Source organism: Mesorhizobium sp. M0058, from assembly GCF_040323095.1.
Classification (GTDB): Bacteria; Pseudomonadota; Alphaproteobacteria; order Rhizobiales; family Rhizobiaceae; genus Mesorhizobium.
This window is the reverse complement of sequence record NZ_JAMYUQ010000018.1, coordinates 61,493-82,558: the sequence shown is the minus strand read 5'-3', so window position 1 is coordinate 82,558 and position 21,066 is coordinate 61,493. Positions and strand designations below refer to the sequence as shown.

Sequence of the window (21,066 nt, the reverse complement as noted above, 5' to 3'; positions counted from 1 at the left end):
AAGCTCTCCTATTCCTGAAAAATTCTGACATCGGCGGCGTCCCAGCCGAGTTCGACCTGATCGCCCGACGAGACCGGCCGGCGGTCGGCGGCATCGGCGGTGACGCGCACCAGGAACGGTTTTGGCGACAGAGGCGTGCGGATATGCAGCTGCAGGTCCAGCCCGTGATAGGCCAGCGCCTCGACCGTGCCGGCGGTGTGGTTGGCGGTCTCGGGTGACGGGAACAGCCGGATGCGCTCGGGTCGCACCGAAGCGACAGCGGAAGCGCCGGGTGTGAGCTTGGCGGGAACCTTGCCGGTGATGCGCGCGCCGTTCGCGGCGATCACGCCATCCGCAGACACCTTGCCCGGTACGAAATTCATCACGCCGATGAAGTCGGCGACGAAACGGTCGGTGGGATGCTCGTAGATCGCGTGCGGCGCGTCGCATTGCAGCAGCTGGCCGTCCTTGAGCACCGCCATGCGGTCGGCCATGACGAGTGACTCTTCCTGGTCGTGGGTGACGATGACGAAGGTGATGCCGACTTCGTGCTGCAGGCGCTTCAGCTCCATCTGCATGGCGCCGCGCAGTTTCTTGTCCAGCGCGCCCAGCGGTTCGTCGAGCAGCAGCAACCGAGGCCGTTTGACCAGCGCGCGGGCGAGCGCGACGCGCTGCTTTTGGCCACCCGACAATTGCTCAGGCTTACGGTCGGCGAAGGGGACAAGCTCGGTGGTGGCCAGAATGGCCTCGACGCGGGAACGGATTTCAGCTTTCGGCAAGCGCTCCATCTCCAACCCGTAGGAGACATTGGCGCGCACGCTCATATGCGGGAACAGCGCGTAGGACTGGAACATCAGATTGACCGGCCGCTTGTTGGGCGGGGTCCGGGCGATGTCCTTGCCATCGAGCAGTATGCGGCCGTCGGTTGGCGTCTCGAAGCCGGCCAGCATGCGCAGCAGCGTGGTCTTGCCGCAGCCGGAGGGTCCAAGCAGCGCGAAGAACTCGTTTTCGCGGATGTCGAGCGAGATGCCGTCGACGGCGGTGACCCGGCCGAACTTCTTCGAAACGTTATCAATGGCCAGCAGCGTGCGCGGTTCGCTCATTGGCCGATGATCCCACGGTTGAGCCGCTGCGACAGGGTCAGCGCGGTGATGGATACCGCCATGACGATGGTCGCCAGCGCGTTGATCTCCGGCGTGATGCCGAAGCGGATCATGGCGTAGATCTGCATCGGCAGCGTCGTCGAGGCGCGGCCGGCACCGGCGGTGAAGAAGGCGATGATGAACTCGTCGACCGAGAGCGTGAAGGCAAGCAGAGCGCCGGCAATCACTGCCGGCGCGATGACCGGCAATGTCACACGCCGGAAGGTGGTCAGAGCCGAGGCGCCGAGGTCGGCGGAGGCCTCGACGATCGACCAGTCGAAACTCTTTAGCCTTGCGCGCACCACCGAGCAGACGAAGGCGAGGTTGAAGACGACATGGGCGAGGATGATGGTATGCAGGCCCATGGTCAGGTTTAGCATGGAGAAGAACGACAGCAGAGCGATCGCCAGGACGATGTCGGGGATGATCATCGGTGCGAAGATCAGCGCCTCGAGACCCCTGCCGTATTGCCGGCGCATCTCGATGCCGATGGCCAGCAGCGTGCCGAGCAGCGTGGCGATGGCCGTGGAGACCAACGCCACGATCAGCGTGTTGAGCGCAGCGGAAAGGATGGCGGAATTGCCGGCCAGCGAGGCATACCATTTCAGCGAAAAGCCCGACCATGCCGTCGGCAATCCGCCTTCGTTGAAGGACAGCGCCACCAGCACGGCGATCGGGATGTAGAGGAAGGCGAAGACGAGGGTGAGGATCGTACGCATGCCGAGCGTACGGGTGAAGGAATGGGTCATCGCCGGCCTCCGACAATTGGAGGGCAAGCGAACGACCAGAGTCCTTCTCCCTGTTCGCGGGTAGAAGCTACCGGCAGGCAGACGGGGGGCAGCGTTGAGCGTCGCAAAGGTTGACGCCGCCCCTCATCCGCCCCTTCGGGGCACCTTCTCCCGGTGAACGGGGAGAAGGCAAGAATTGCGCGGCGCTCAGCCATAGGCGTCACCCCTTGCCTCAGCCGCACGCCCCGCGGCGCGGTCGGCGGCGAGCGCCTGCGCCATCAGCACCAGAAGCATGATGGCGATCAGCGCCATGGCGAGCGCTGCGCCGAACGGCCAGTCATTAGCAGTCAGGAACTGGTCGTAGACGAGGTTGCCGATCATCTGGAAGCGGCCGCCACCGAGCAGCGCCGGGGTGACGAAATTGCCGATCGACAGCACGAAGACGAAGACAGCACCCGCAGCGATGCCGGGCACGGTCAGCGGCAGGATGACACGTCGGAAGGTGGTGGCAGCGGAGGCGCCGAGATCGCGCGATGCCTCGGCCAGTTCCGGGTTGAGGCGCGACAGCGGCGCGTAGCAGGCGAGGATGACGAAGGGCAGATAGTTGTAGACGAGGCCTGCGATGACCGCGCCTTCGGTATAGAGCATCGAGGGCGACTCGCCGGTGTAGCCGAACCAGCGCAAGAGCTGGGTGATCAGCCCTTCGCGGTTCAGCAGCACGATCCAGGCATAGGTGCGGATCAGGTAATTGGACCAGAACGGCAGCACGGCGAAGAACAGGAACACCGGCTGCCACCGGCGTGGTGCGGCGGCAATTGCATAGGCCGCGGCATAGCCGATCACGACTGCGATGAGCGTCGCGGTACCGGCGATACGTGCTGAGTTGAGGAAGATGCCGGCATAGAGCGGGTCGAAGACCAACCCGAAATTTTCCAGCGTCAAAGTGTAGTCGATGCCGCCATAGACGCCGCGCCGGAAGAAGGCGAGCGCCAGCACCAGGGCGCATGGGATAACCATCAGCGCGGTCAGCCAGACCAGCGCCGGGGCCATCAGCAGAGAGGAACGAAGTCGGGTCTGGGACAATTTCTCGGGTACCGCTCAGGGCCGGCGGCAGAAGTGCTGCCGGCCGTGAAGTCTGCGCCGCTTACTGCGCGGCCTTGATCTCGCTGACGATCTTGGAATAGTCGCGCTGGGCTTCGCCGACGTCACGCAACTGCTCGAACTTGACGAGATCGGCCACCGGCATCGCCATGTTGGGGAATTTGGCCAGGAAGTCGGCCGGCAGGCTTTCCATCGCCGGCTTGTTCGGCACCTTGTAGTCGATGTTCTGCGCCGCCCAGGCGTGGTTCTTGGCGTCGAGCATGAAGTTGATGAACTTGAAGGCGTCGTCCTTGTGCTCGGACGCCTTCATCACCACCATCGTGTCGACCCACAGGTCCGAACCTTCTTTAGGGATGACGTATTTGATCTCCGGCTTGTCGGCGATGCCGTAATTGCACCAGCCGTCCCAGGCCTGCACCATCAGCGCCTCGCCGGAAACCAGCTTGGAATAGAAGGTGGTGTCGTCATAGGCGAGCAGGGTCTTCTTGGCGGAGATCAGGAGGTCCTTGACCTCGGCCATCTTGGCCGGGTCGGTCTCGTTGACCGAATAGCCCTTGTCGAGCTGCCCGGCGGCCAGCAGCCAGCGATCGGTCGCCAGCATGGTGGTCTTGCCCTTCATCTCGTCGGAAGGGGCGAGCAGGTCGCTCCAGCTCGTGGGCGCCGTCTTGACAAGGTCAGAGCGGTAGCAGAGGCCCGTCGTGCCCCAGGTGTAAGGCACGGAGAAAGCGTTGCCGGCATCGTGCGGCAGCTTGGTCGCTTCGGGATAGAGGTTGGCGAGGTTGGGGATCTTGGCATGGTCGATCGGCTCGGTCAGGCCAAGCTTGTTTAATACTTCGGCGAAGGGCGAGGAGACGAAGACCACGTCATAGCCCTTGCCGCCGGCGGCAATCAGCTTGCCCATGATCTCTTCATTGGTGGCGTGCACCACCACTTCGCCGGCAACGCCGGTGGCGGTCTTGAAAGCGGCCATGGCGTCGGGTGCCATGTACCCATCCCAGTTCGAAATAACGAGGTCGGCTGCGGCGGCCGGCCCCGAGAGCGTCAGGGCGAGACCGAGAGCGATTGAGGATGTATTGAGCGCACGGCGCCGCAGGCTGGTAGCGGTCATGGCAGTCTCCCATTCGGTTTGATCGTCGAAATCATTTGCCGGACCAAGGCCGGCGACGCGCGCGCCTGCCTCGATCCTGTTCCCTCGGTCTTTTCTCGCCGATTGTGCCGACAGTACTATTGCAGAAAAAAGTACGTCAATCCATAATCTGTCAACCGACGGAGGAATTTGGCCGATTGTCCCTGTTCCGGCGATCAGCCAGACCAATGCGCCACATTCGCATTCGAGAAAAGTCATGCAAGCCGTAGCCAGACGACCTCGCACCAACCATCTCGATCTGGCGCAGCGCATCCTGGATGTGGCGCGGCAGCGTGGCTTCGAGCCTGGCGCCCGCCTGCCCGAACAGCAGATCGCCTCGCTGTGCAATGTCTCGCGCACGCCCGTACGCGCCGCACTCGGCCTGCTCGCGGAACGGGGCGTGGTGCGCTGGGAGGCCGACAGCGGTTATCATCTGACGGTCGACCTCGCCGCCCAGCCCGCCATTGCCGCCGAACTACCCAGTGCGGAGGAAGACGAGCTCGCCGAAGCCATCCTGCGCGACCGCTCGGCGCGACGGTTGGACCAGACGGTGACCATCGCGGGGCTGATGCGACGCTACGACGCTGATCGCAAGACGGTACTAAAAGCACTTAACAAACTGACCGACGAGAATCTTCTGGATCGTGCGCCTGGGCAATCCTGGTTGTTTCGCCGCGCGCCGGACGATCCGGAGGCGCAAGGCGAAAGCTACGAGTTCCGCCTGGTGCTGGAGCCGGCGGCCATCCTGACGCCAGGCTTTCGGCTGGACGGGGCGCGGGCAGCAATGTTGCGGCAAGGCATGGAAGCGCTTGCAGCGCTGCCGGACGAGACATTCGACACGCGCGAGTTCCAGCGGCTGGACATGGATTTTCATGGCATGATCGCCGAGGGCTGCGCCAACCGTTTTGTGTCGGATGCATTGGCCGATCATCTCCGCCTGCGCCGGCTGCCGGGCATCTATTCCGGCGTCAACGTGTTTCGGCTGCGGCAATCGTTGCGCGAACACTCGGGCATACTCGACTATCTTGAAAGCCGGCAGTATGAGGTGGCTGCCGATCTGCTTCGCATCCACCTGCGGCTCTCCCGCAGCCAGCGACCGCAAGCAGCCAGCCGCGGAGCTCCCGCACTGTTCAGCATGATCAGCCGGCCGGATTGAAGAGGAATAATTGACGCGTAAAGCCAGCCCGACCATCGCGCTGTTTCCCGAAGCCAGTTTCGGCGCCGCGTTGAATTGCGTCGGTATCGCACAGGCATTGCGCGCACGGGGCGCTCGCCCCGTCTTCATCTGCCATGCCGGCTTCTCCGGCGTCTTTACCGACTATGGCTTCCAGGAATACCATCTGCCGACGGATGAGCCGCTGAGCGACAGCGACCGCCAGAGCTATTGGCAGGCCTTCGTGCGCCGGCACCTGCCGCATTTCCGGCTGAGCCCGATCGACCAGCTCGAGACCTATGTCGCGCCGACCTGGCAAGCGATCGTCGACACCGCCGTCAACGCCGAGGCGCCGCTGCGCCAATTGCTGGCGCGGCTGAAGCCGGACGCGGTGGTGCTCGACAACGTCATCATGTTCCCGGCGATCGCCGCCGCCGGCTGCCCGTGGGTGCGCGTCGTCTCCTGTGCCGAGACGGAACTGCCGGATGCCGAGGTGCCGCCCTATCTCTCGGGGATGGGTGCCGACGACCCGCAACGTGCGGCGTTCGAAGCGCGCTATCTCGCGGCCTCCGCACCCGCGCATGAGCGCTTCAACCGTTTTCGTGCGGATGCCGGCCTGGCGCCATTGCCCAAGGGCCTGTTCCTCGAGACATCACCCGACCTCAATCTGCTGCTGACGCCAGCGATCGTACGGCGTGAGCGGGCCGAGCCGCTCGACCCCAAACGCTTTGTCTATCTCGAAGGCTGCGTGCGTTCGGAAGGGCCATTCGAGGTGCCGGTGTTTCCGCGCAATGGCGGCCCGCTGGTCTATGTCAGCTTCGGCAGCCTCGGCGCGATGGATGTCGGGCTGATCGAGCGCATGCTCGCCGTCTTCGACAGGCTGCCGGCGCGCTTCATCGTCAATGCCGGCGGCCTGCGCGACGCCTATCGCGCGGTGCCGGACAATGTCTATCTCGACGCCTGGTTTCCGCAGCCTTCGGTGGTGGCGAAGTCGGACCTGTTCATCCACCATGGCGGCAACAACAGCTTTTGCGAGGCGCTGCGCTTCGGCGTGCCGTCGCTGATCATGCCCTATTGCTGGGACGGTCACGACAATGCGCAACGCGCGGGAGAGACAGGTGTCGGCGACCATATCGGCCGCGACGCCTGGACGGAAGGGGGATTGGAGAGAGCCATTCTCGGCCTGCTGGCCGACGATGCGATGCGCGCCCGCCTCAGGGACAATGCTGCCAAGATGGCGCTGACCCCTGGAACGGATGTGGCCGCGCAAGCCATACTCTCTCTCATAGGTACGTGAACCAAAATGCAGGACAAAAATACCAACACCGCTCTCTTCACCGGCAACGATCCCAAGGCCTGGCTCGCCCAGCACGGCATCACGGAGGTCGAGTGCCTGGTGCCCGACATGAATGGCGTGCTGCGCGGCAAGGCGCTGCCGACGGTGAAATTCCTCAAGGCGCTGGAAGACCGCGCACTCTACCTGCCGAGCAGCGCTTTCCTGGTCAGCATCGATGGCCGCTACTCCGGTTCCATCGACGAAGGCTTTGCCTATCAAGACCCGGATATGCGCATGGTGCCTGATATGTCGACGCTGTGCCTGGCGCCGGGCGGTGGCGTCGGCAAAGCCTATGTCTTCGCCGACGCCTTCCACATGCAAGGCAAGCCCTGGATGGCCTCGCCACGACATGTGCTGCGCGCCGTGCTCGATCTCTACCGGAAGCGCGGTTGGCGCGCGGTGGTGGCGCCGGAAATCGAATTCTATCTGACCGCGCCCAATCCGAATCCCGACCAGCCGCTGACGGCACCGGTTGGCGCCAATGGCCGCGCCGAGGGCTCGCAGCATCCCTATGACATGGTGGCGCTGGAAGAATTCGAGCCGGTGATAAGGCGCGTCTATGATTATGCCGCAGCCGCCGGCCTGCCGCTCGACACGCTGATCCATGAGTCCGGCACCGCGCAGCTGGAGATCAATCTCTTGCACGGCGACGCGGTGCCGCTCGCCGACCAGGTGCTGCTGTTCAAGCGGCTGACCCGCCAAGCGGCGCAACAGAGCGGCATGCACGCGACCTTCATGGCCAAGCCGATCGCGGCGCAGGCGGGAAGCTCGATGCATCTGCACATGTCTGTCGTCGATGAAACGACAGGCGCCGCGCTGTTTGCCGACAGAGATGATGCAGACACCGAAATGTTCGGCCATTTCATCGGCGGCCTGCAGAGATATGTGCCCGAGATCATGCCGCTGTTCGCACCCAACGTGAACTCGTTCCGCCGCATCCGGCCGAACCACAGCGCACCGGCCAACATCGAATGGTCGCATGACAACCGCTCTTGCGGCCTGCGCGTGCCGGCAGGTGGCCGCGCCGCCCGGCGGGTAGAGAACCGCTTGCCGGGAGCGGATTGCAATCCCTATCTGGCGATCGCCGGTTCGCTGCTTGCCGGCTATCTCGGCGTCGAGCAGAAGCTGGCGCGCTCGGCTGAGGCCTCGGGCAATGCCTACAAGATCAAAAGCACGCTGCCGAAAACGATGGAGGAGGCGCTTGATCGTTTCATTGCTTGCGAGCCGGTGCGGGCATTGCTCGGCGAGGATTTTTTCCAGACCTATCTGCGCGTCAAGAGCGTCGAACTCGACCTGTTCCAGAGCGTGGTGACGAGCTGGGAACGCGACCATTTGCTGCTGAAGGTGTGATCATGGCCTCCGGCTCGACGGGTTTCAATTCGAGCCTCGATATCGGCAATTCCTATTATGTCGCCACCGCCAATCCGGCGCCGGACCATCCGGCGCTGGTGGGAGATGTCGGCGCCGATCTGGTGGTGGTCGGCGGCGGCTGCACCGGCCTGTCGGCCGCCCTTCATGCCGCCGAGCGCGGCCTGAAGGTGGTGCTGCTCGAAGGCGGCAAGATCGGCTGGGGCGCGTCGGGCCGCAATGGCGGCCAGATGATCCCTGGCCTGCGCAAAGGCGCCAAGGGGTTGGTCAAGCTTTACGGCCCCGAGCGGGCGAAGGCGCTGTTCGACCTCGCCTTCGAGGCGCGGGGCCTGGTGCTCGACATCATCGAGCGCCACGCCATCGATTGCGATCTGCGGCTGACCGGCCATCTCGTCGGTGCCGTTAATGGCTCCGACCTCAGGGATCTCGAAGACGAGGCCAAATGCCTCGAGAGCGTGATGAAGTTCCGCGACGTCGAGATCCTGTCGGCGGCGCAGGCACGCGGCAAGGTGGACACGCCCTATCATGGCGCGATGTATGAGCCGCTTGGCGGCCATATGCATCCGCTGAACTACACGCTCGGCCTTGCCCGTGCCGCCGTGGCGGCCGGTGTCGTCATCCATGAAAATTCCGTCGCGGTAAAGCTGGAGCGCGAGCCTTCGATCCGGGTCTCGACGGCGCAGGGGTCGGTAAGGGCCAAACATGTCGTGCTGGCCGGCGACGCGTTGCTGCATGGGCTGGAGCCGCGCGTCAACAGCCGCATCATGCCGGTCGGCAACTACATCGTCGCCACCGAACCGCTGGAGGGCAAACACAATGTCATCCCGGCCAATGTCGCGGTGTCCGACACGCGCTTCGTCGTCAACTACTACCGCATGTCGGCGGACGGTCGGCTGCTGTTCGGCGGCGGCGAGCGCTACACGCCATCGCCGCCGGCCGACATCGCCGGCTTCGTGCGGCCGCACATGGAGGCCACCTTCCCGCAACTGAAGGGCTGCCGCATCGATCATGCCTGGGGCGGTCTGGTGTCGGTGACCACGTCGCGGCTGCCGCATGTCGGGCACTATGGCGAGGTCTATTTCGCGCATGGCTATTCCGGCAAGGGCGTCATCCTGTCAACGCTGTCGGGCAAGCTCTTGGCCGAAGCGATTACGGGCGACGCCTCGCGGCTGGACCTGTTCTCGACGCTGACGCCGATGCCGTTCCCGGGCGGTACGGCGCTGCGGGGCCCGCTCTATGTGCTGGGGATGTTGTGGTACGCCATGCGCGACCGCATCAAGCATTGAAGGCTGCGGCCGGCGGGCGCGAAATCATTGGAGGCGATTGCATGCGTGATTTTCAGTCCCCCGGACGCTCGCCAGTTCGCGCGACAGAAGCGATGGCGGCGACATCGCATCCGCTGGCGACGCTGGCCGCCATCGACATGCTGCGCTCCGGCGGCAATGCCATGGATGCCGCTGTGTGCGCTGCGGCGGTGCAAGGCGTCGTCGAGCCGCAATCGACCGGCATCGCCGGCGACTGTTTTGTGCTCTACAGTCCCAAAGGCGAGGGCGATGTTCTCGCTTTCAACGGCTCGGGGCGTTCGCCCGCTGCGGCAACCGCCGAATGGTATCTGGAGCGGGGGCATTGCGAACTGCCTGCGGCCGGACCGCATGCCGTCACCATACCAGGCGCCATCGATGCATGGTGCCGGCTACTCGAGGACCACGGAAAAAAGGGCATCGACGCCGCGCTGGCGCCAGCCATTCGCTATGCCGAACAAGGCTATGTCGTTCATGATCGCGTCGCCTTCGACTGGGCCGACGAGGTCGCCCTGCTCTCAGCCGATGAACATGCCGCGCGCATATTCCTGCCCGAGGGAAGGGCGCCGCAAGCCGGCGATGTGCATCGGCAGCCGCACTTGGCGGACACCTTGCGCATCATCTCCAACCGAGGCCGTGCAGGGTTTTATGAAGGTGAAGTCGCGGACGATCTGGTGGAACGTCTTCGCGCGCTGGGCGGGCTGCATGCATTGGAGGATTTCGCCGAGACCCAAGGCGACTACGTCACGTCGGTGAATACGTCCTATCGCGGCTACGATATCCATCAGATGCCACCGAACAATCAGGGCATGACGGCGCTGATCATGCTGAATGTGCTTTCGGGCTTCAGCCTTGGTTCGTTGGAGCCGAACAGTGCCCAGCGGCTGCATCTCGAGATCGAAGCCGGCCGGCTTGCCTACCAGGACCGCGATACTTTCATCGGCGACCAGGATTTCGTCCAGGTCCCCGTCGAACAACTGCTGTCGGCAGCTTATGCGGAGCGGCTGCGCGCCGCCATCGATCCGGCCCTCGCCATGACGCATCTGCCGCGGCTTGAGCTGCCGCGCAGCGACACCGTCTATATCTCCGTGGTCGACCGCGACCGCAATGCAGTCAGCTTCATCAACTCGACCTTCGGTTCCTTCGGCAGCGGCGTCGTCGGTCCCAAGACAGGCGTCGTGCTGCAGAATCGCGGCAGCAGTTTTCGCCTCACGGAAGGCCATCCAAATCGTATCGCGCCGCGAAAGCGACCGATGCACACCATCATGCCTGGCATGGCGACGCGAGGGGGTAAGGTGGTGATGCCGTTCGGGGTGATGGGCGGCGGCTACCAGCCGTTCGGCCATGTCCATCTGTTGACCAACATGATCGATTTCGGGATGGACCCGCAGCAGGCACTGGATGCGCCACGGGTGTTCTACAAGGACAATGCCGTGCTGGCCGAGCGCGGGATTCCGGCTGAGGCGATCGCCGGCCTGCGTCAGCGCGGTCATCAGGTTTCGATCGCCGAGGAGCCGCATGGCGGCGGCCAGCTGGTGCTGATCGATTGGGAAAAGGGCACGCTCACCGGTGCCTCCGATCCTCGCAAGGACGGTTGTGCGCTGGGCTACTGATCTGCGTTGCTGGAATGCGCATTCAGAACCAGATCAGCCAGACAAGCTGCAGGGTTACCAGTGCAATGGCGTCCCAGAAGATGAGTTCGCCTGTCGAGAACCAGCGCCGCGACCGGTTGAAGCTGTAGAACAGCCACCAGACCAAGGCTGCGGCGGCCAGCGGCACCAAAGCGAGCAGCGTGCTCACGGCAGCCGCGCTCCCGACACAGCATCGAATGTGTGCAGCGCTGCCGGCGGAAAGCGTAGATAAAGCGGCTGGCCGGGATCGAAAGCGCGATCGTCATTCACAGTCCTGACGATCAGCGCGTTGGCCTCGCTATTGGCGAAGATCAGCACGTCCGGCTCGACCGGTTCGACGACGTCGACGGCAAACAGGATGGCGTCGCCGGCAGTCGCGTCGACAAGCTGGATCTGCTCCGGGCGAATGCCGAGCACGATGGGACCATCAGGCTTTCCCGGAAGCGGGCAAGTGAAACCGCTGGCGTGGAAGACGCCGGCGCGGACATCGCCATCGAACGTGTTCATCGCTGGACGGCCGATGAATTCGGCGATGAAGCGATTGGCAGGCCGCCGATAGATCTCGCGCGGGTCGTCGTACTGGATCAGTGCGCCTTCGCGCAACACCGCGACCCTGGTCGCCAGCGTCATCGCCTCTTCCTGGTCGTGGGTGACGAAGACGAAGGTCTTTTTCAGCTCGCGATGCAGACGCTTCAGCTCGGTGCGCATGTGGAGCCGCAACAAGGCGTCGAGATTGGACAGCGGCTCGTCCATCAGACAGAGGCTCGGCTGCCAGACGAGTGCGCGGGCCACAGCCACGCGCTGCGCCTGGCCGCCCGACAATTGCGAAGGGCGGCGGTCGAGGTAACGGGTGATTTCGAGCAGCTCGGCCATGGCGCGGACGCAGCGGTCAAGCTCGGCGGCCGGCATTTTTCGGATGCGCAAGGGATAGGCGATGTTCTCGTAGACGCTCTTATGGCTGTAGAGCGCATAGTTCTGGAACACCATGCCCATGCCGCGCAGGCGCGGCGGCAGGTCGGTGACATCGAGGCCCTCGACCATGATGCGCCCGGCGGTCGGCCGCTCCAGCCCGGCGAGCAGCCGGCAGGCTGTCGTCTTGCCGGAACCGGACGGGCCGAGCAGAACCAGGAATTCGCCGGGCTCGAAAGCAAGGTCGAGCGCCTGCAGCGCCACCGTCCCGTCAGGGAAAGCCTTGGTGACGCCGTCGAAAACAATTGCCATGCGAGATCCCTTCAACCCTTGACCGCGCCGAAGGTGAGGCCGCGCACGAGCTGTTTCTGGACAAGGAAAGTGAAAAGCACGATCGGCAGCGTCGCCACGATGGCGACCGCCGCGACCTGTCCCCAGAGCGTGCCATGCGGCGTCACCAGTCCGGGTATGCCGACGGTCAGCGGCCGCCCGTCGAAAGCGACGAGGATGAAGGCATAGAGGAACTCGTTCCACGACAGGATGAAGCAGAGCACCGCTGTGGCGCCGATGCCGGGTGCGGCCAGCGGCGCGACGACGAAGAAGAATGCGCCGAGCCGCGAGCGGCCGTCCATCATCGCGGCCTCGTCGATCTCCCTGGGGATTTCGGCGAAGAAGCCGCGCATCATCCAGACGACCAGCGACAGGTTGAAGGAGGTGTGGGCGATCACCACGGCGTAGATGGTGTCGATCAGGCCCAGCGAGGTGAAGAACAGGAACAGCGGCACGGCGATCGAGATCGGCGGCGCCATGCGCGTGGTCAGGAAGAAGAAGAACAGGTCTTCCTTGCCTGGAAAATCCGAGCGGGCAAAGCCGTAGGCGGCCGGCGCGCCGATGACGATGCAGAGCACCGTCGACGAGACCGAGATCAGCACCGAATTGATCGCCAGCGGCCAGTATTCCTTGTCGATGAAGACCGCCGGATAGTTGGAGAACGTCGGCGTAAAAACCCATTTCGGCACCGAGGACAACAGGTCGACGCGGTTCTTGAACGAGGCCAGCACCATCCAGACGTAGGGCGTCAAGGCCACCACGACAGCGACCAGCAGCACGGCCCAGGCAAAGCTGCTCCAGGCGCGGTTGGTGGATTGATCGATCATCGCAGCGCCCTCAAAACGACGCCGCCTGCTTGCGGCTCGACCAATAGACGGCCTTGTAAAAGACGGAGCACAGGATCAGCACGACGAGATAGATCATGAAGGCGACCGCGGCGCCGTAGCCGAGATCCCAGTTGCGGAAGTTGACGCGGTAGGCGTAGATCGACACCAGTTCGGTCAGCGTTCCCGGACCGCCGCCGGTCATCAGGAAAACCTTGTCGAACTCCTTGAAGGCATCGATGCCGCGCAGCAATAGCACCAGCGCGATGACGGGCCGCAGCAGCGGCAGCATGACATCGCAAAAGATCTGAAACGGTTTTGCGCCATCCATCATCGCCGCCTCGAACGGCGCGCGCGGCAGGCTCATCATCCCGGCGAGCATGATCAGGGTGACGAAGGGCGTCCACTGCCAGACATCGATGGCGACGATGGTCGGAAACACCAGGTCGGGTGCCGAAAGCACCGCCGAATTCTGCGCCAGCAGGCCAACCTTGCGCATGTAGAAGGTGAGCATGCCGAAATCGCCCTGCAACAGCAGCCGCCAGATCAGCCCGACGGCGACCGGCGCAATCATCATCGGGATGAGCAGCAGTGTGGTGAGAAGCCGCTGGCTGGCGACGAAGCGGAAGATCAGGAAGGCCAGCGCAAAGCCGAGCAGGAATTCGAGGCCGACGGCGATGATGACGAATTTCAGCGTCAGCAGGAACGATGCCCAGAAGAGTGGATCGTTGCGCATCAGCTTGCGGAAATTGTCGAAGCCGACGAAGGCGCCCCCATGGCTGGCATCAGCGAAGCTGAGGTCGGTCAGCGCGGTGTAGACCATGTAGTAGAACGGGCCGACCAGGAAGACGACGACGAGCAGTGTCGCCGGCAGTATCAAGAGCGGTCCCACCCCACGGTCGAGAAGCGGCATTCCGCGGCGCGGCGATGGAGTGCGGTTCGTCACGAGCGTTTCCTGCGGACAAGAACGGCTACCCACTTGTGCGGGTAGCCTCTGCGCGACATCTCAAGGCCTATCGTGCCGGATAGGTCATGGGTGCGCAAGAACCGAGCAATGTCGAGATATCGGTGGCGGCGGTGTCGAGGGCGGCCTGCGCCTCCTTTTCGCCGGCGAGGTAGGACGACAGTTCGCGCACCAGTATGTCGGTCATCTCGGCCGATTGCGGCAGCGTCGCCTTCGGCACCGCATGCTCGTTGGCCTCCATCGAAGCCTTGGCATAGGGCAGCTTCTGCACCTCCGCCGAAGCATAGACATCGGGCCGACCTGAAGCGCCGCCATTGAGATGCTGCTCGAGCTGGCGGTCATAGCCCATCATCCACTGGACGAAGAGGAAGGCGGCCTGCTGGTTCTTCGAATAGACCGGGATGAGATAGGTCCAGCCTTCGACCTGGCCGATCTTGCCGCCATCGCCTTGCGGCACGAGATCGAAGCCAACCTTGCCGACGACGGTGGAGGCCGTGGTGTCGACCGATACGGCATAGGTTGCGTCGTTCCACATGATCAGCTCGGCGACCTTGGCTTGCTGCATCAGCGCCATGACATCATCCCAGAAATAGTTGAGGCTGTCCGGCGGCGAGAATTGCAGCAGGCTCTTGTAATATTCGAGCGAGGCGACGGCCTTGGGGCTGTTGACGATGACCGGGCCGCAGGCCGAGCCGCTCTTCACGTCGAGCACGTCGCCGCCGAAGGAATAAAGGAAGTTGAGCCACTCATACCACAGCGCCTCGTGGCGCTTGCCCTGCAGGGCGGTGCCGTAAAAGCCCTGGTCGGGGCGATAGAACCATTCGGCGATATCGCGATACTGCTTCCAGTCCTTGGCGGGAGCGAGGTCGTAGCCATACTTGGCCTTGAAGCCTGCCTGCTCCTTGGGATCGGCGAGCAGGTCCGACCGATACCACATGAACATGTTGAGCACGGTGAAGGGGAAACCGTACTCCTTGCCGTCATACCAGGAGATTTCGTGCCAGGCAGTCTGGTAGAGCTGCTTCTCCGGCTCGAAGCTCGGATCGCGCAAAGCCGGGTCGGCCATCATCTTGGCGATTTCGACCAGATGGTTGTTGGTGGCGAACTTGCCGAGTTCGCGATGCGGCTGGATGATGACGTCGTAGCGGCCGCGGTGCGAGTTGAGATCGAGCTGCACCTTGTTGACGGCTTCCGAGTGCTCGTACATCTCGACTTCGACATGGATGCCGGTCTGTTTTTCAAACTCCGGCGCCATCTTCTTCAGCGCTTCGAGCGGCGGCAGCGCCTCGCCGACCATGCGGATGGTCTGGCCGCTATAGGGTTTCGACGCCTCTTTCAGATCCCACGCGGCCGCTTGTGTCACTTGCCACGTCAGGGGCCACACAAATACGGCTGCGACGAGCAGTCTGGACGCGGTACGTCTCAGCGGCTTGAGCATTCTTCCCTCTCCCTAGAAGTCGTGCCTGGCGGGCCGGCGCCCGTTCTGTCATAAAATGTGTGGTACTGCAAATCAAAATGTGGCACCTTGCAACAAATGGTTGGGAGGTGTTAACAGACCGGCAGCAAACCGGCTTTCCCGACCAGGCGAGGGACCTTTCGGATGGACTTCATCTTTATGCTGACGCGTAACGATCGCACGGTCGAGGACTGTCTCGACCTGGTCGAGTTGATCGAGCCGGTCGGCCTGAAGCATGTCGGCTTCAAGGATATCGGCGTCGCGCCGGATGTGCTGCGAAAGCTCGCTGGCGCCATTGGGCGGACAGGCGCCACTACTTACATGGAAGTTGTCTCGACGACGGCGGAGGCCTGCCTCAATTCTGCACGCATCGCCAGGGATCTCGGCATCCAGCGCCTGCTCGGTGGAACCCAGGTCGACGAGATCATGGCGCTGCTGGAGGGGAGCGGCACGGAATACTACCCTTTTCCGGGTCGGCCGGTCGGCCATCCAACCAAGCTCGGCGGCTCGGCCGAGGACGTCGAGGCCGACTGCAGGGCCTTCGCCGAGAAGGGTTGTGCGGGATGCGACATCCTCGCCTATCGCGCCACCGAGGCCGACCCGGCCGAACTGGTGCGCGCAGCCCGGCGCGGGCTTGGTCCGTCGCGGCATCTGATCGTCGCCGGCGCCGTGGCATCAGCCGATCGGCTCAAGGCGATCAAGCTGGCCGGCGCCAACGCTTTTACCATTGGCACAGCGATTTTCGATGGCTCCTATTCGCCGACGAAAGGTTCTATCCTCTCGCAATTGCGGGATGTCCTCGCGGATTGCGAGCGCGTCTAATGCCAGTCATCGGCATCGATCTCGGCACACAAAGCCTAAAGGCGATCGTTGTCGATGACGAATTGCGGCTGCGTGGCGAGGCCGCTGCGCTGTACCAGCCGGCCTTCCCGGCGCCCGGCTGGGCCGAACAGAACCCGGCGCTGTGGCTGGCGGCGCTCAAGCCGGCCATTGCCGGCGCGCTCGACAAGGCTGGGCTTGCGCCGTCCGACATCAAGGGTATTGCCATTGCCGGCCAGCTCGACGGCTGCGTCGCGGTCGATGGCAATGGTGAGGCGCTGGCTCCGTGCATCATCTGGATGGACCGGCGGGCGGCAGGAGAGATCGCCGGCATCGATCCGGACTTCATCCGTGAGCGCACCGGTCTCGTTCTGGACGCCACCCATATGGCGGCGAAAATCCGCTGGGCCGCGCGCAACCTGCCCGAAGCGCGCCGGGTGGCGCTCTGGCATCAACCGGTATCGTTCGTGGTCGCGGCGCTGTGCGGTCGTGCCGTCATCGATCACGCGCTGGCCTCGACAACCATGCTCTATGGACTGAAGGAGCACAACTATGCCGGCGATCTGCTGGCGGCCTTCGACATCGATGCAGATAAATTGCCCGGCATCGACGATGCATCTGAGATCGCCGGCGCCTTGACGCACGCCGGCGCCGAGCTCACCGGCCTGCCTGTGCGCACGCCGCTGGCGGTTGGCACCGGCGATGATTTTTCGGCCGCCATAGGCGCCGGGGTTGTCGTGCCCGGTGTCGTCGCCTGCAATCTCGGCACGGCCGAAGTGGTCGGCGCGGTTTCCGGCACGCTTCGCCTCGACCCCAGCGGCCTGGTCGAGACCCATGGCTTTCTCGGCGACGGCTATTTCATCTCCAATCCCGGATGGCTCTCGGGCGGCGCGGTGACGTGGTTTCTAACAACCTTCGGCGTCGATTCGCCGGCGGCGATGTCGGAACTGGCGGCGACGGTGGTTGCCGGCAGCGACGATTTGCTGTTCTTGCCCGCGTTGTCCGGTGCCATGGCGCCGCGCTGGATCGCCGAAGCGCGTGCCGCTTTCTACGGCCTGACATCCTTCCACGGCAAAGCGGCCTGCGCTCGCGCAGTGCTGGAAGGCTGCGCCTTCGCCATGCGCGACGTGGTCGACCGGCTGGACGATCTCGATATCGCGACGGATCGCATCCGGCTCTCAGGCGGTGGCGCGCGCAGCCGGGTATGGGCGCAAATCCGTGCCGATGTCAGCGGCAGGCCGGTCGAGATCGCAGGTGCGGCCGATGCCTCGCCGATCGGTGCGGCAATCCTTGCCGCCGCGGCCATCGGCCTTACCTCCTCAGTGCAGCAGGCGGCTGAAAGGCTGGCCGGCCACATCGAGACGATCGACCCTGATCCTTCCGCCAAGGCCGCCTACGACAGAAGTTACCGCCGGTATCGCACCTTATTCGATGCCCTGACCCCGCTTCATGCTGACTGACCGGACTGCATCCTATGTCCAGACAAATGCTCGATCGCCTTATTGCCGGCACGCTGCCTGACCCGGATAGCCAGGGAATGCTGTCGGTGCCGCTGAAGACCATCGTCATAGGGCGCGGCCTCGGCGACGAAGCCGATGCGCTGGTCAAGCCGCTGCCGCTCGGCCGCAAGCTTTCCGTGGTCATGGACCCAGACACAAGGCTGGCGCTCGGCGAGAGGGTGTCGATTGCGCTGCGCGGCTCCAGCGATGTCGACAAGATCATCCTGCCGCGCCATCCGCATCCCGACATGGACGCCGTGCGATCGGTGATCGCCCGCACGAAAGACGCCAGCGGCCTGGTCGCGGTCGGATCGGGCTCGATCAACGACATCACCAAATATGCCGCCCATCTGACCCAAAAGCCCTATGCGGTGTTCGGCACCGCGCCGTCGATGAACGGCTACACCTCGGTGTCGGCGGCAATCACCGAGGACGGCCTGAAGAAATCGCTGACGGCGAGCCTGCCGGTCGGCGTTTTCCTCGATCTCGATGTCATGGCGCGGGCGCCGGACCGGCTGATCGCTGCCGGCTTCGGCGATTCGATGGCGCGCCCGACCGCGCAGACCGATTGGCTGATGGCGCATCTGTTGCTCGGCACGCCCTACCGGGAGGCGCCGTTCATGCTTCTGGCCGAGGACGAGGAGGCGCTCATCGCCAAGGCCGGCGAACTCGGGACCGGCGACCTTGAGGCGATGGAAGTGCTGGTGCGCACGCTGGTCATGTCGGGTCTTGGCATGACTTTGTGCGGCGGCTCCTATCCGGCCAGTCAGGGCGAACATCTGATCGCCCACTATATCGACATGCGGGGCCAGGGATTGCCTGAGGCGCATCACGGCGAACACATAGCGGTGACGACGTTGACGATGGCGCGGCTGCAGGAGCGCGTGCTGGCACTGCCGGAGCTGCAGCTCGCGCCGTCCGCGGATACGCCAGAACGCTTCATCGAGATCTTCGGCGAAACGCTCGGACGTTCCTGCTGGGCGGCATTCAAGCCCAAGCTGCTGGACCGCGAACGGGCAAACGCCATCAACACCATGCTGGCCAAGCAATGGCGCTCGCATCGTGAAAGGCTGGTGCGGGTGGCACGCCCGGCGCGCGAGATCGCGGCAGCACTGCGCGCCGCCGGCGCGCCGACCACGCCGCAGGAGGTTGCCATACCGGCTGGCTTCTACGACGAGGCGGTCGCCAATGCCCGGCTGATCCGCGACAGGTTCACCATGCTCGACGTCGCGGCTGCCTCGCTCGAAACGGTTGCGGCGGGAGCCTGAGCGGGTGCTGCGTCCGCTTGCCGACTTCACCGCGCTGGACCGGCGCAACATCGCCGTCGTTCTGACCGATATCGACGACACCTTGACCGACAAGGGACGGCTGCCGGCAAAAGCCTATGCGGCGCTCGAGCGGCTGAAGCAGGCCGGCTTTCTTGTCGCGCCGGTGACCGGCCGCCCTGCCGGCTGGTGCGACCTGATCGCGCGGCAATGGCCGGTCGATGGCGTGATCGGCGAGAACGGCGCCTTCTATTTCCGCTATGACGACGCCAAAAAGCGGATTGTTCGCCACTACGCCAAGAGCGCTGCCGAACGGCAGGCCGATGCCGCGCGCCTCAAGGAGATCGAGCAAACCGTTCTGCGCGAAGTTCCGGGTGCGGCGGTCGCGGCCGACCAGGCCTATCGCGAGGCCGATCTGGCGATCGATTTTTGCGAGGACGTGGCGCCGCTGCCCAAAACCGAGGTTCTGAAGATCGTCGGCATCTTCCAGCGCTACGGCGCGACGGCGAAAATCTCGTCCATCCACGTCAATGGCTGGTTCGGCAAATACGACAAACTGTCGACAAGCCGGCTATTCTTGCGGGACTGTTTCGGTATAGATATCGACCACGACAAGGACAGCATTGTCTTCGTCGGCGATAGTCCAAACGATGCACCAATGTTCGGCTTCTTCCCCAACAGCGTCGGCGTCGCTAATGTGCTGGACTTCGCCGGCGAGCTTCCGGCGTCTCCCGCCTTCGTCACAAGCGGTCGCGGCGCGGAGGGATTTGCCGAGCTTGGCGACGCGCTGATTGCTGCAAAGGGAATGGAATAGTCATGGACCAAGGCCGACTGACGAAGAAGGAGCGGCACGCGCTTATCCTTTCGGAAGTGCGCCGGTCGGCGTCGATACGCATCTCCAAGCTCGCACGGCGCATCGGCGTCGCCGGCGAGACCATCCGCCGCGATCTCATCGAACTCGGCGATGCCGGGCTGATCAACCGCACCTATGGCGGTGCGACGATCTCGCTGGTGACATCAGAACCGGTGATTTCGGAGCGTGGCCTGACCCTGATCGAGGAGCGCGCCCGCATCGGCCGCGGCGCGGCAAGCCTTGTCGAGAAGGGCCAGATCGTGATGATCGATGGCGGTTCGACCACCTATGAGGTGGCGCGCAACCTTTCGCAGCTGAAGCGCGACCTGACCATCATCACCAATTCCACCGGCGTGGCCTCGGTGGCGGGCGCCAATCCGACCTGTCGGGTGCTGCTCTGCCCCGGGACCTATGATAGCCGGGAAGGCAGCGTGTTGGGCGAAGACACCGTCGAGTTCCTGCGCCGCTACAATGCCGACGTCGCCATTATCGGGGCATCGGGGATAAGCGCCGATGGCCCGAGCGACATGATCTCGGGCGCCGCGGCCGTTAAACGCGCAATGATATCGCGTTCACTGTCGACGGTGCTGGTGGTGACCCACGACAAGTTTGGCCGCAGCAGTCTGGAACGCATCTGCGGGCTCGACGACATTGCCGATATCGTCACCGACAGCGAACCGAAGGCCGACCTGCGCACTGCTGCCGAACAGGCGGGCACGGAGCTGCATGTGTTTGCCGCCGACTGATCAGCATTGGCTATCCGGCGGCATCCCGGTTGGTCAGCGCGATGTGGCAGCAGCCGGGGCCGTGGCCCGGCGTCCAGGTGACATTGTCGAAGCGCACGCCCGTTGCCTCGAACAGACCACGGTCGAAAGCGCCGGCGATGCGGCAGAGCGTGGCGAGTTTTTCATCACCGACACCGGCCTCGACCCAGGCGTCCTTCAGCGGACAACGCTTCACCTTGAATGCGATGTGGTCCGGCCCGCGCTCGACATCGGTCGGATACATCAGGCCGCCATCCGGGCTGACGGCCAAAAATGCCTCGCCGATGGCCGGCGCGTCGTTAGGTCCGAAACGGGCGAAGGCGGCGGCCGCCACCTCCTTGCCGCGCTGCTCGATGGTGCGAATCATGATCGCCTCGGCCTTTTCCGCGCCGAGTTCGCCGGTCAGCTCGTCGAGAAACAGGCGGTAGAGATCGGCGCGGTTGCGGAAGGCGAAATCGAGTTCGCGCGAGAGTTTTTCGGCTCTGGGTGCTTCGGGATCGGTCATGATGTGTCCTTGC

20 protein-coding genes are annotated in these 21,066 nt (G+C 64.0%); 10 read left to right on the top strand and 10 right to left on the bottom strand.

Going from position 1 to position 21,066, the window contains the following annotated elements:
- Positions 1-8 precede the first annotated feature (8 nt).
- The 4 genes from NKJ75_RS27155 to NKJ75_RS27140 all read right to left on the bottom strand — a co-directional run bounded on the left by NKJ75_RS27155 (position 9) and on the right by NKJ75_RS27140 (position 4,058).
- Positions 9-1,082 carry an ABC transporter ATP-binding protein gene (locus tag NKJ75_RS27155; RefSeq protein ID WP_023835057.1) on the bottom strand — a complete coding sequence of 358 codons (1,074 nt, stop codon included), beginning with the start codon at positions 1,080-1,082 and terminating at the stop codon, positions 9-11.
- A complete protein-coding gene (locus NKJ75_RS27150; RefSeq protein ID WP_023672946.1) occupies positions 1,079-1,870 on the bottom strand; it encodes an ABC transporter permease in 792 nt (263 codons plus the stop codon). The genes NKJ75_RS27155 and NKJ75_RS27150 overlap by 4 nt, the downstream gene beginning before the upstream one ends.
- Positions 1,871-2,056: 186 nt before the next feature.
- On the bottom strand, positions 2,057-2,899 hold the full coding sequence (locus tag NKJ75_RS27145) for an ABC transporter permease (protein WP_023701453.1): 843 nt from the start codon (positions 2,897-2,899) through the stop codon (positions 2,057-2,059).
- A 94-nt stretch (positions 2,900-2,993) separates the two neighbouring features.
- A complete protein-coding gene (locus tag NKJ75_RS27140; protein ID WP_023698839.1) occupies positions 2,994-4,058 on the bottom strand; it encodes a polyamine ABC transporter substrate-binding protein in 1,065 nt (354 codons plus the stop codon).
- 235 nt (positions 4,059-4,293) lie between these two features.
- On the opposite strand from NKJ75_RS27140, the gene NKJ75_RS27135 reads away from it, so the two are divergent.
- The 5 genes from NKJ75_RS27135 to ggt are packed head-to-tail and all read left to right on the top strand — an operon-like array spanning position 4,294 to position 10,847.
- A complete protein-coding gene (locus tag NKJ75_RS27135) occupies positions 4,294-5,232 on the top strand; it encodes a GntR family transcriptional regulator (RefSeq protein ID WP_023698838.1) in 939 nt (312 codons plus the stop codon).
- 10 nt (positions 5,233-5,242) lie between these two features.
- Positions 5,243-6,526: a glycosyltransferase gene (locus NKJ75_RS27130; protein ID WP_023698837.1), complete on the top strand. Its 1,284-nt coding sequence runs from the start codon at positions 5,243-5,245 to the stop codon at positions 6,524-6,526.
- A 6-nt stretch (positions 6,527-6,532) separates the two neighbouring features.
- Positions 6,533-7,915, top strand: coding sequence for a glutamine synthetase family protein (locus NKJ75_RS27125; protein WP_023698836.1), 1,383 nt, complete (start codon positions 6,533-6,535; stop codon positions 7,913-7,915).
- A 2-nt stretch (positions 7,916-7,917) separates the two neighbouring features.
- A complete protein-coding gene (locus NKJ75_RS27120; RefSeq protein WP_031201307.1) occupies positions 7,918-9,219 on the top strand; it encodes an NAD(P)/FAD-dependent oxidoreductase in 1,302 nt (433 codons plus the stop codon).
- A 41-nt stretch (positions 9,220-9,260) separates the two neighbouring features.
- Positions 9,261-10,847, top strand: a complete 1,587-nt coding sequence (ggt, locus tag NKJ75_RS27115) for a gamma-glutamyltransferase (RefSeq protein WP_023704262.1) — start codon at positions 9,261-9,263, stop codon at positions 10,845-10,847.
- Between the two features lie 22 nt (positions 10,848-10,869).
- On the opposite strand, the gene NKJ75_RS27110 is transcribed toward ggt, so the two are convergent.
- The 5 genes from NKJ75_RS27110 to NKJ75_RS27090 all read right to left on the bottom strand — a co-directional run bounded on the left by NKJ75_RS27110 (position 10,870) and on the right by NKJ75_RS27090 (position 15,255).
- Positions 10,870-11,034 (bottom strand): hypothetical protein, encoded by a 165-nt coding sequence (locus tag NKJ75_RS27110; protein WP_023701459.1) that lies wholly within the window; start codon positions 11,032-11,034, stop codon positions 10,870-10,872.
- Positions 11,031-12,086, bottom strand: coding sequence for an ABC transporter ATP-binding protein (locus tag NKJ75_RS27105; protein WP_023685718.1), 1,056 nt, complete (start codon positions 12,084-12,086; stop codon positions 11,031-11,033). The genes NKJ75_RS27110 and NKJ75_RS27105 overlap by 4 nt, the downstream gene beginning before the upstream one ends.
- A gap of 11 nt (positions 12,087-12,097) precedes the next feature.
- Complete coding sequence (locus tag NKJ75_RS27100; protein ID WP_023835053.1) at positions 12,098-12,931, bottom strand: carbohydrate ABC transporter permease; 834 nt, start codon at positions 12,929-12,931, stop codon at positions 12,098-12,100.
- Positions 12,932-12,941: 10 nt separating this feature from the next.
- A complete protein-coding gene (locus NKJ75_RS27095) occupies positions 12,942-13,874 on the bottom strand; it encodes a carbohydrate ABC transporter permease (protein ID WP_023835052.1) in 933 nt (310 codons plus the stop codon).
- A gap of 67 nt (positions 13,875-13,941) precedes the next feature.
- The gene (locus tag NKJ75_RS27090; protein ID WP_023826303.1) at positions 13,942-15,255 is read right to left on the bottom strand and encodes an ABC transporter substrate-binding protein; all 1,314 of its coding nucleotides are present in this window, start codon (positions 15,253-15,255) and stop codon (positions 13,942-13,944) included.
- A gap of 237 nt (positions 15,256-15,492) precedes the next feature.
- On the opposite strand from NKJ75_RS27090, the gene NKJ75_RS27085 reads away from it, so the two are divergent.
- From NKJ75_RS27085 to NKJ75_RS27065, 5 genes are read left to right on the top strand one after another with little or no spacing between them, the layout of a single operon-like run.
- Complete coding sequence (locus tag NKJ75_RS27085) at positions 15,493-16,170, top strand: beta/alpha barrel domain-containing protein (RefSeq protein ID WP_023835050.1); 678 nt, start codon at positions 15,493-15,495, stop codon at positions 16,168-16,170.
- On the top strand, positions 16,170-17,627 hold the full coding sequence (locus tag NKJ75_RS27080; protein WP_023835049.1) for a xylulokinase: 1,458 nt from the start codon (positions 16,170-16,172) through the stop codon (positions 17,625-17,627). The genes NKJ75_RS27085 and NKJ75_RS27080 overlap by 1 nt, the downstream gene beginning before the upstream one ends.
- A gap of 14 nt (positions 17,628-17,641) precedes the next feature.
- Positions 17,642-18,934 (top strand): iron-containing alcohol dehydrogenase, encoded by a 1,293-nt coding sequence (locus NKJ75_RS27075; RefSeq protein ID WP_081726209.1) that lies wholly within the window; start codon positions 17,642-17,644, stop codon positions 18,932-18,934.
- Between the two features lie 7 nt (positions 18,935-18,941).
- A complete protein-coding gene (locus tag NKJ75_RS27070; RefSeq protein WP_023824656.1) occupies positions 18,942-19,745 on the top strand; it encodes an HAD-IIB family hydrolase in 804 nt (267 codons plus the stop codon).
- A 2-nt stretch (positions 19,746-19,747) separates the two neighbouring features.
- Positions 19,748-20,530: a DeoR/GlpR family DNA-binding transcription regulator gene (locus NKJ75_RS27065; protein WP_023835046.1), complete on the top strand. Its 783-nt coding sequence runs from the start codon at positions 19,748-19,750 to the stop codon at positions 20,528-20,530.
- Positions 20,531-20,540: 10 nt separating this feature from the next.
- On the opposite strand, the gene NKJ75_RS27060 is transcribed toward NKJ75_RS27065, so the two are convergent.
- Positions 20,541-21,053 (bottom strand): L-2-amino-thiazoline-4-carboxylic acid hydrolase, encoded by a 513-nt coding sequence (locus tag NKJ75_RS27060; RefSeq protein ID WP_023824654.1) that lies wholly within the window; start codon positions 21,051-21,053, stop codon positions 20,541-20,543.
- Positions 21,054-21,066: the final 13 nt, after the last annotated feature.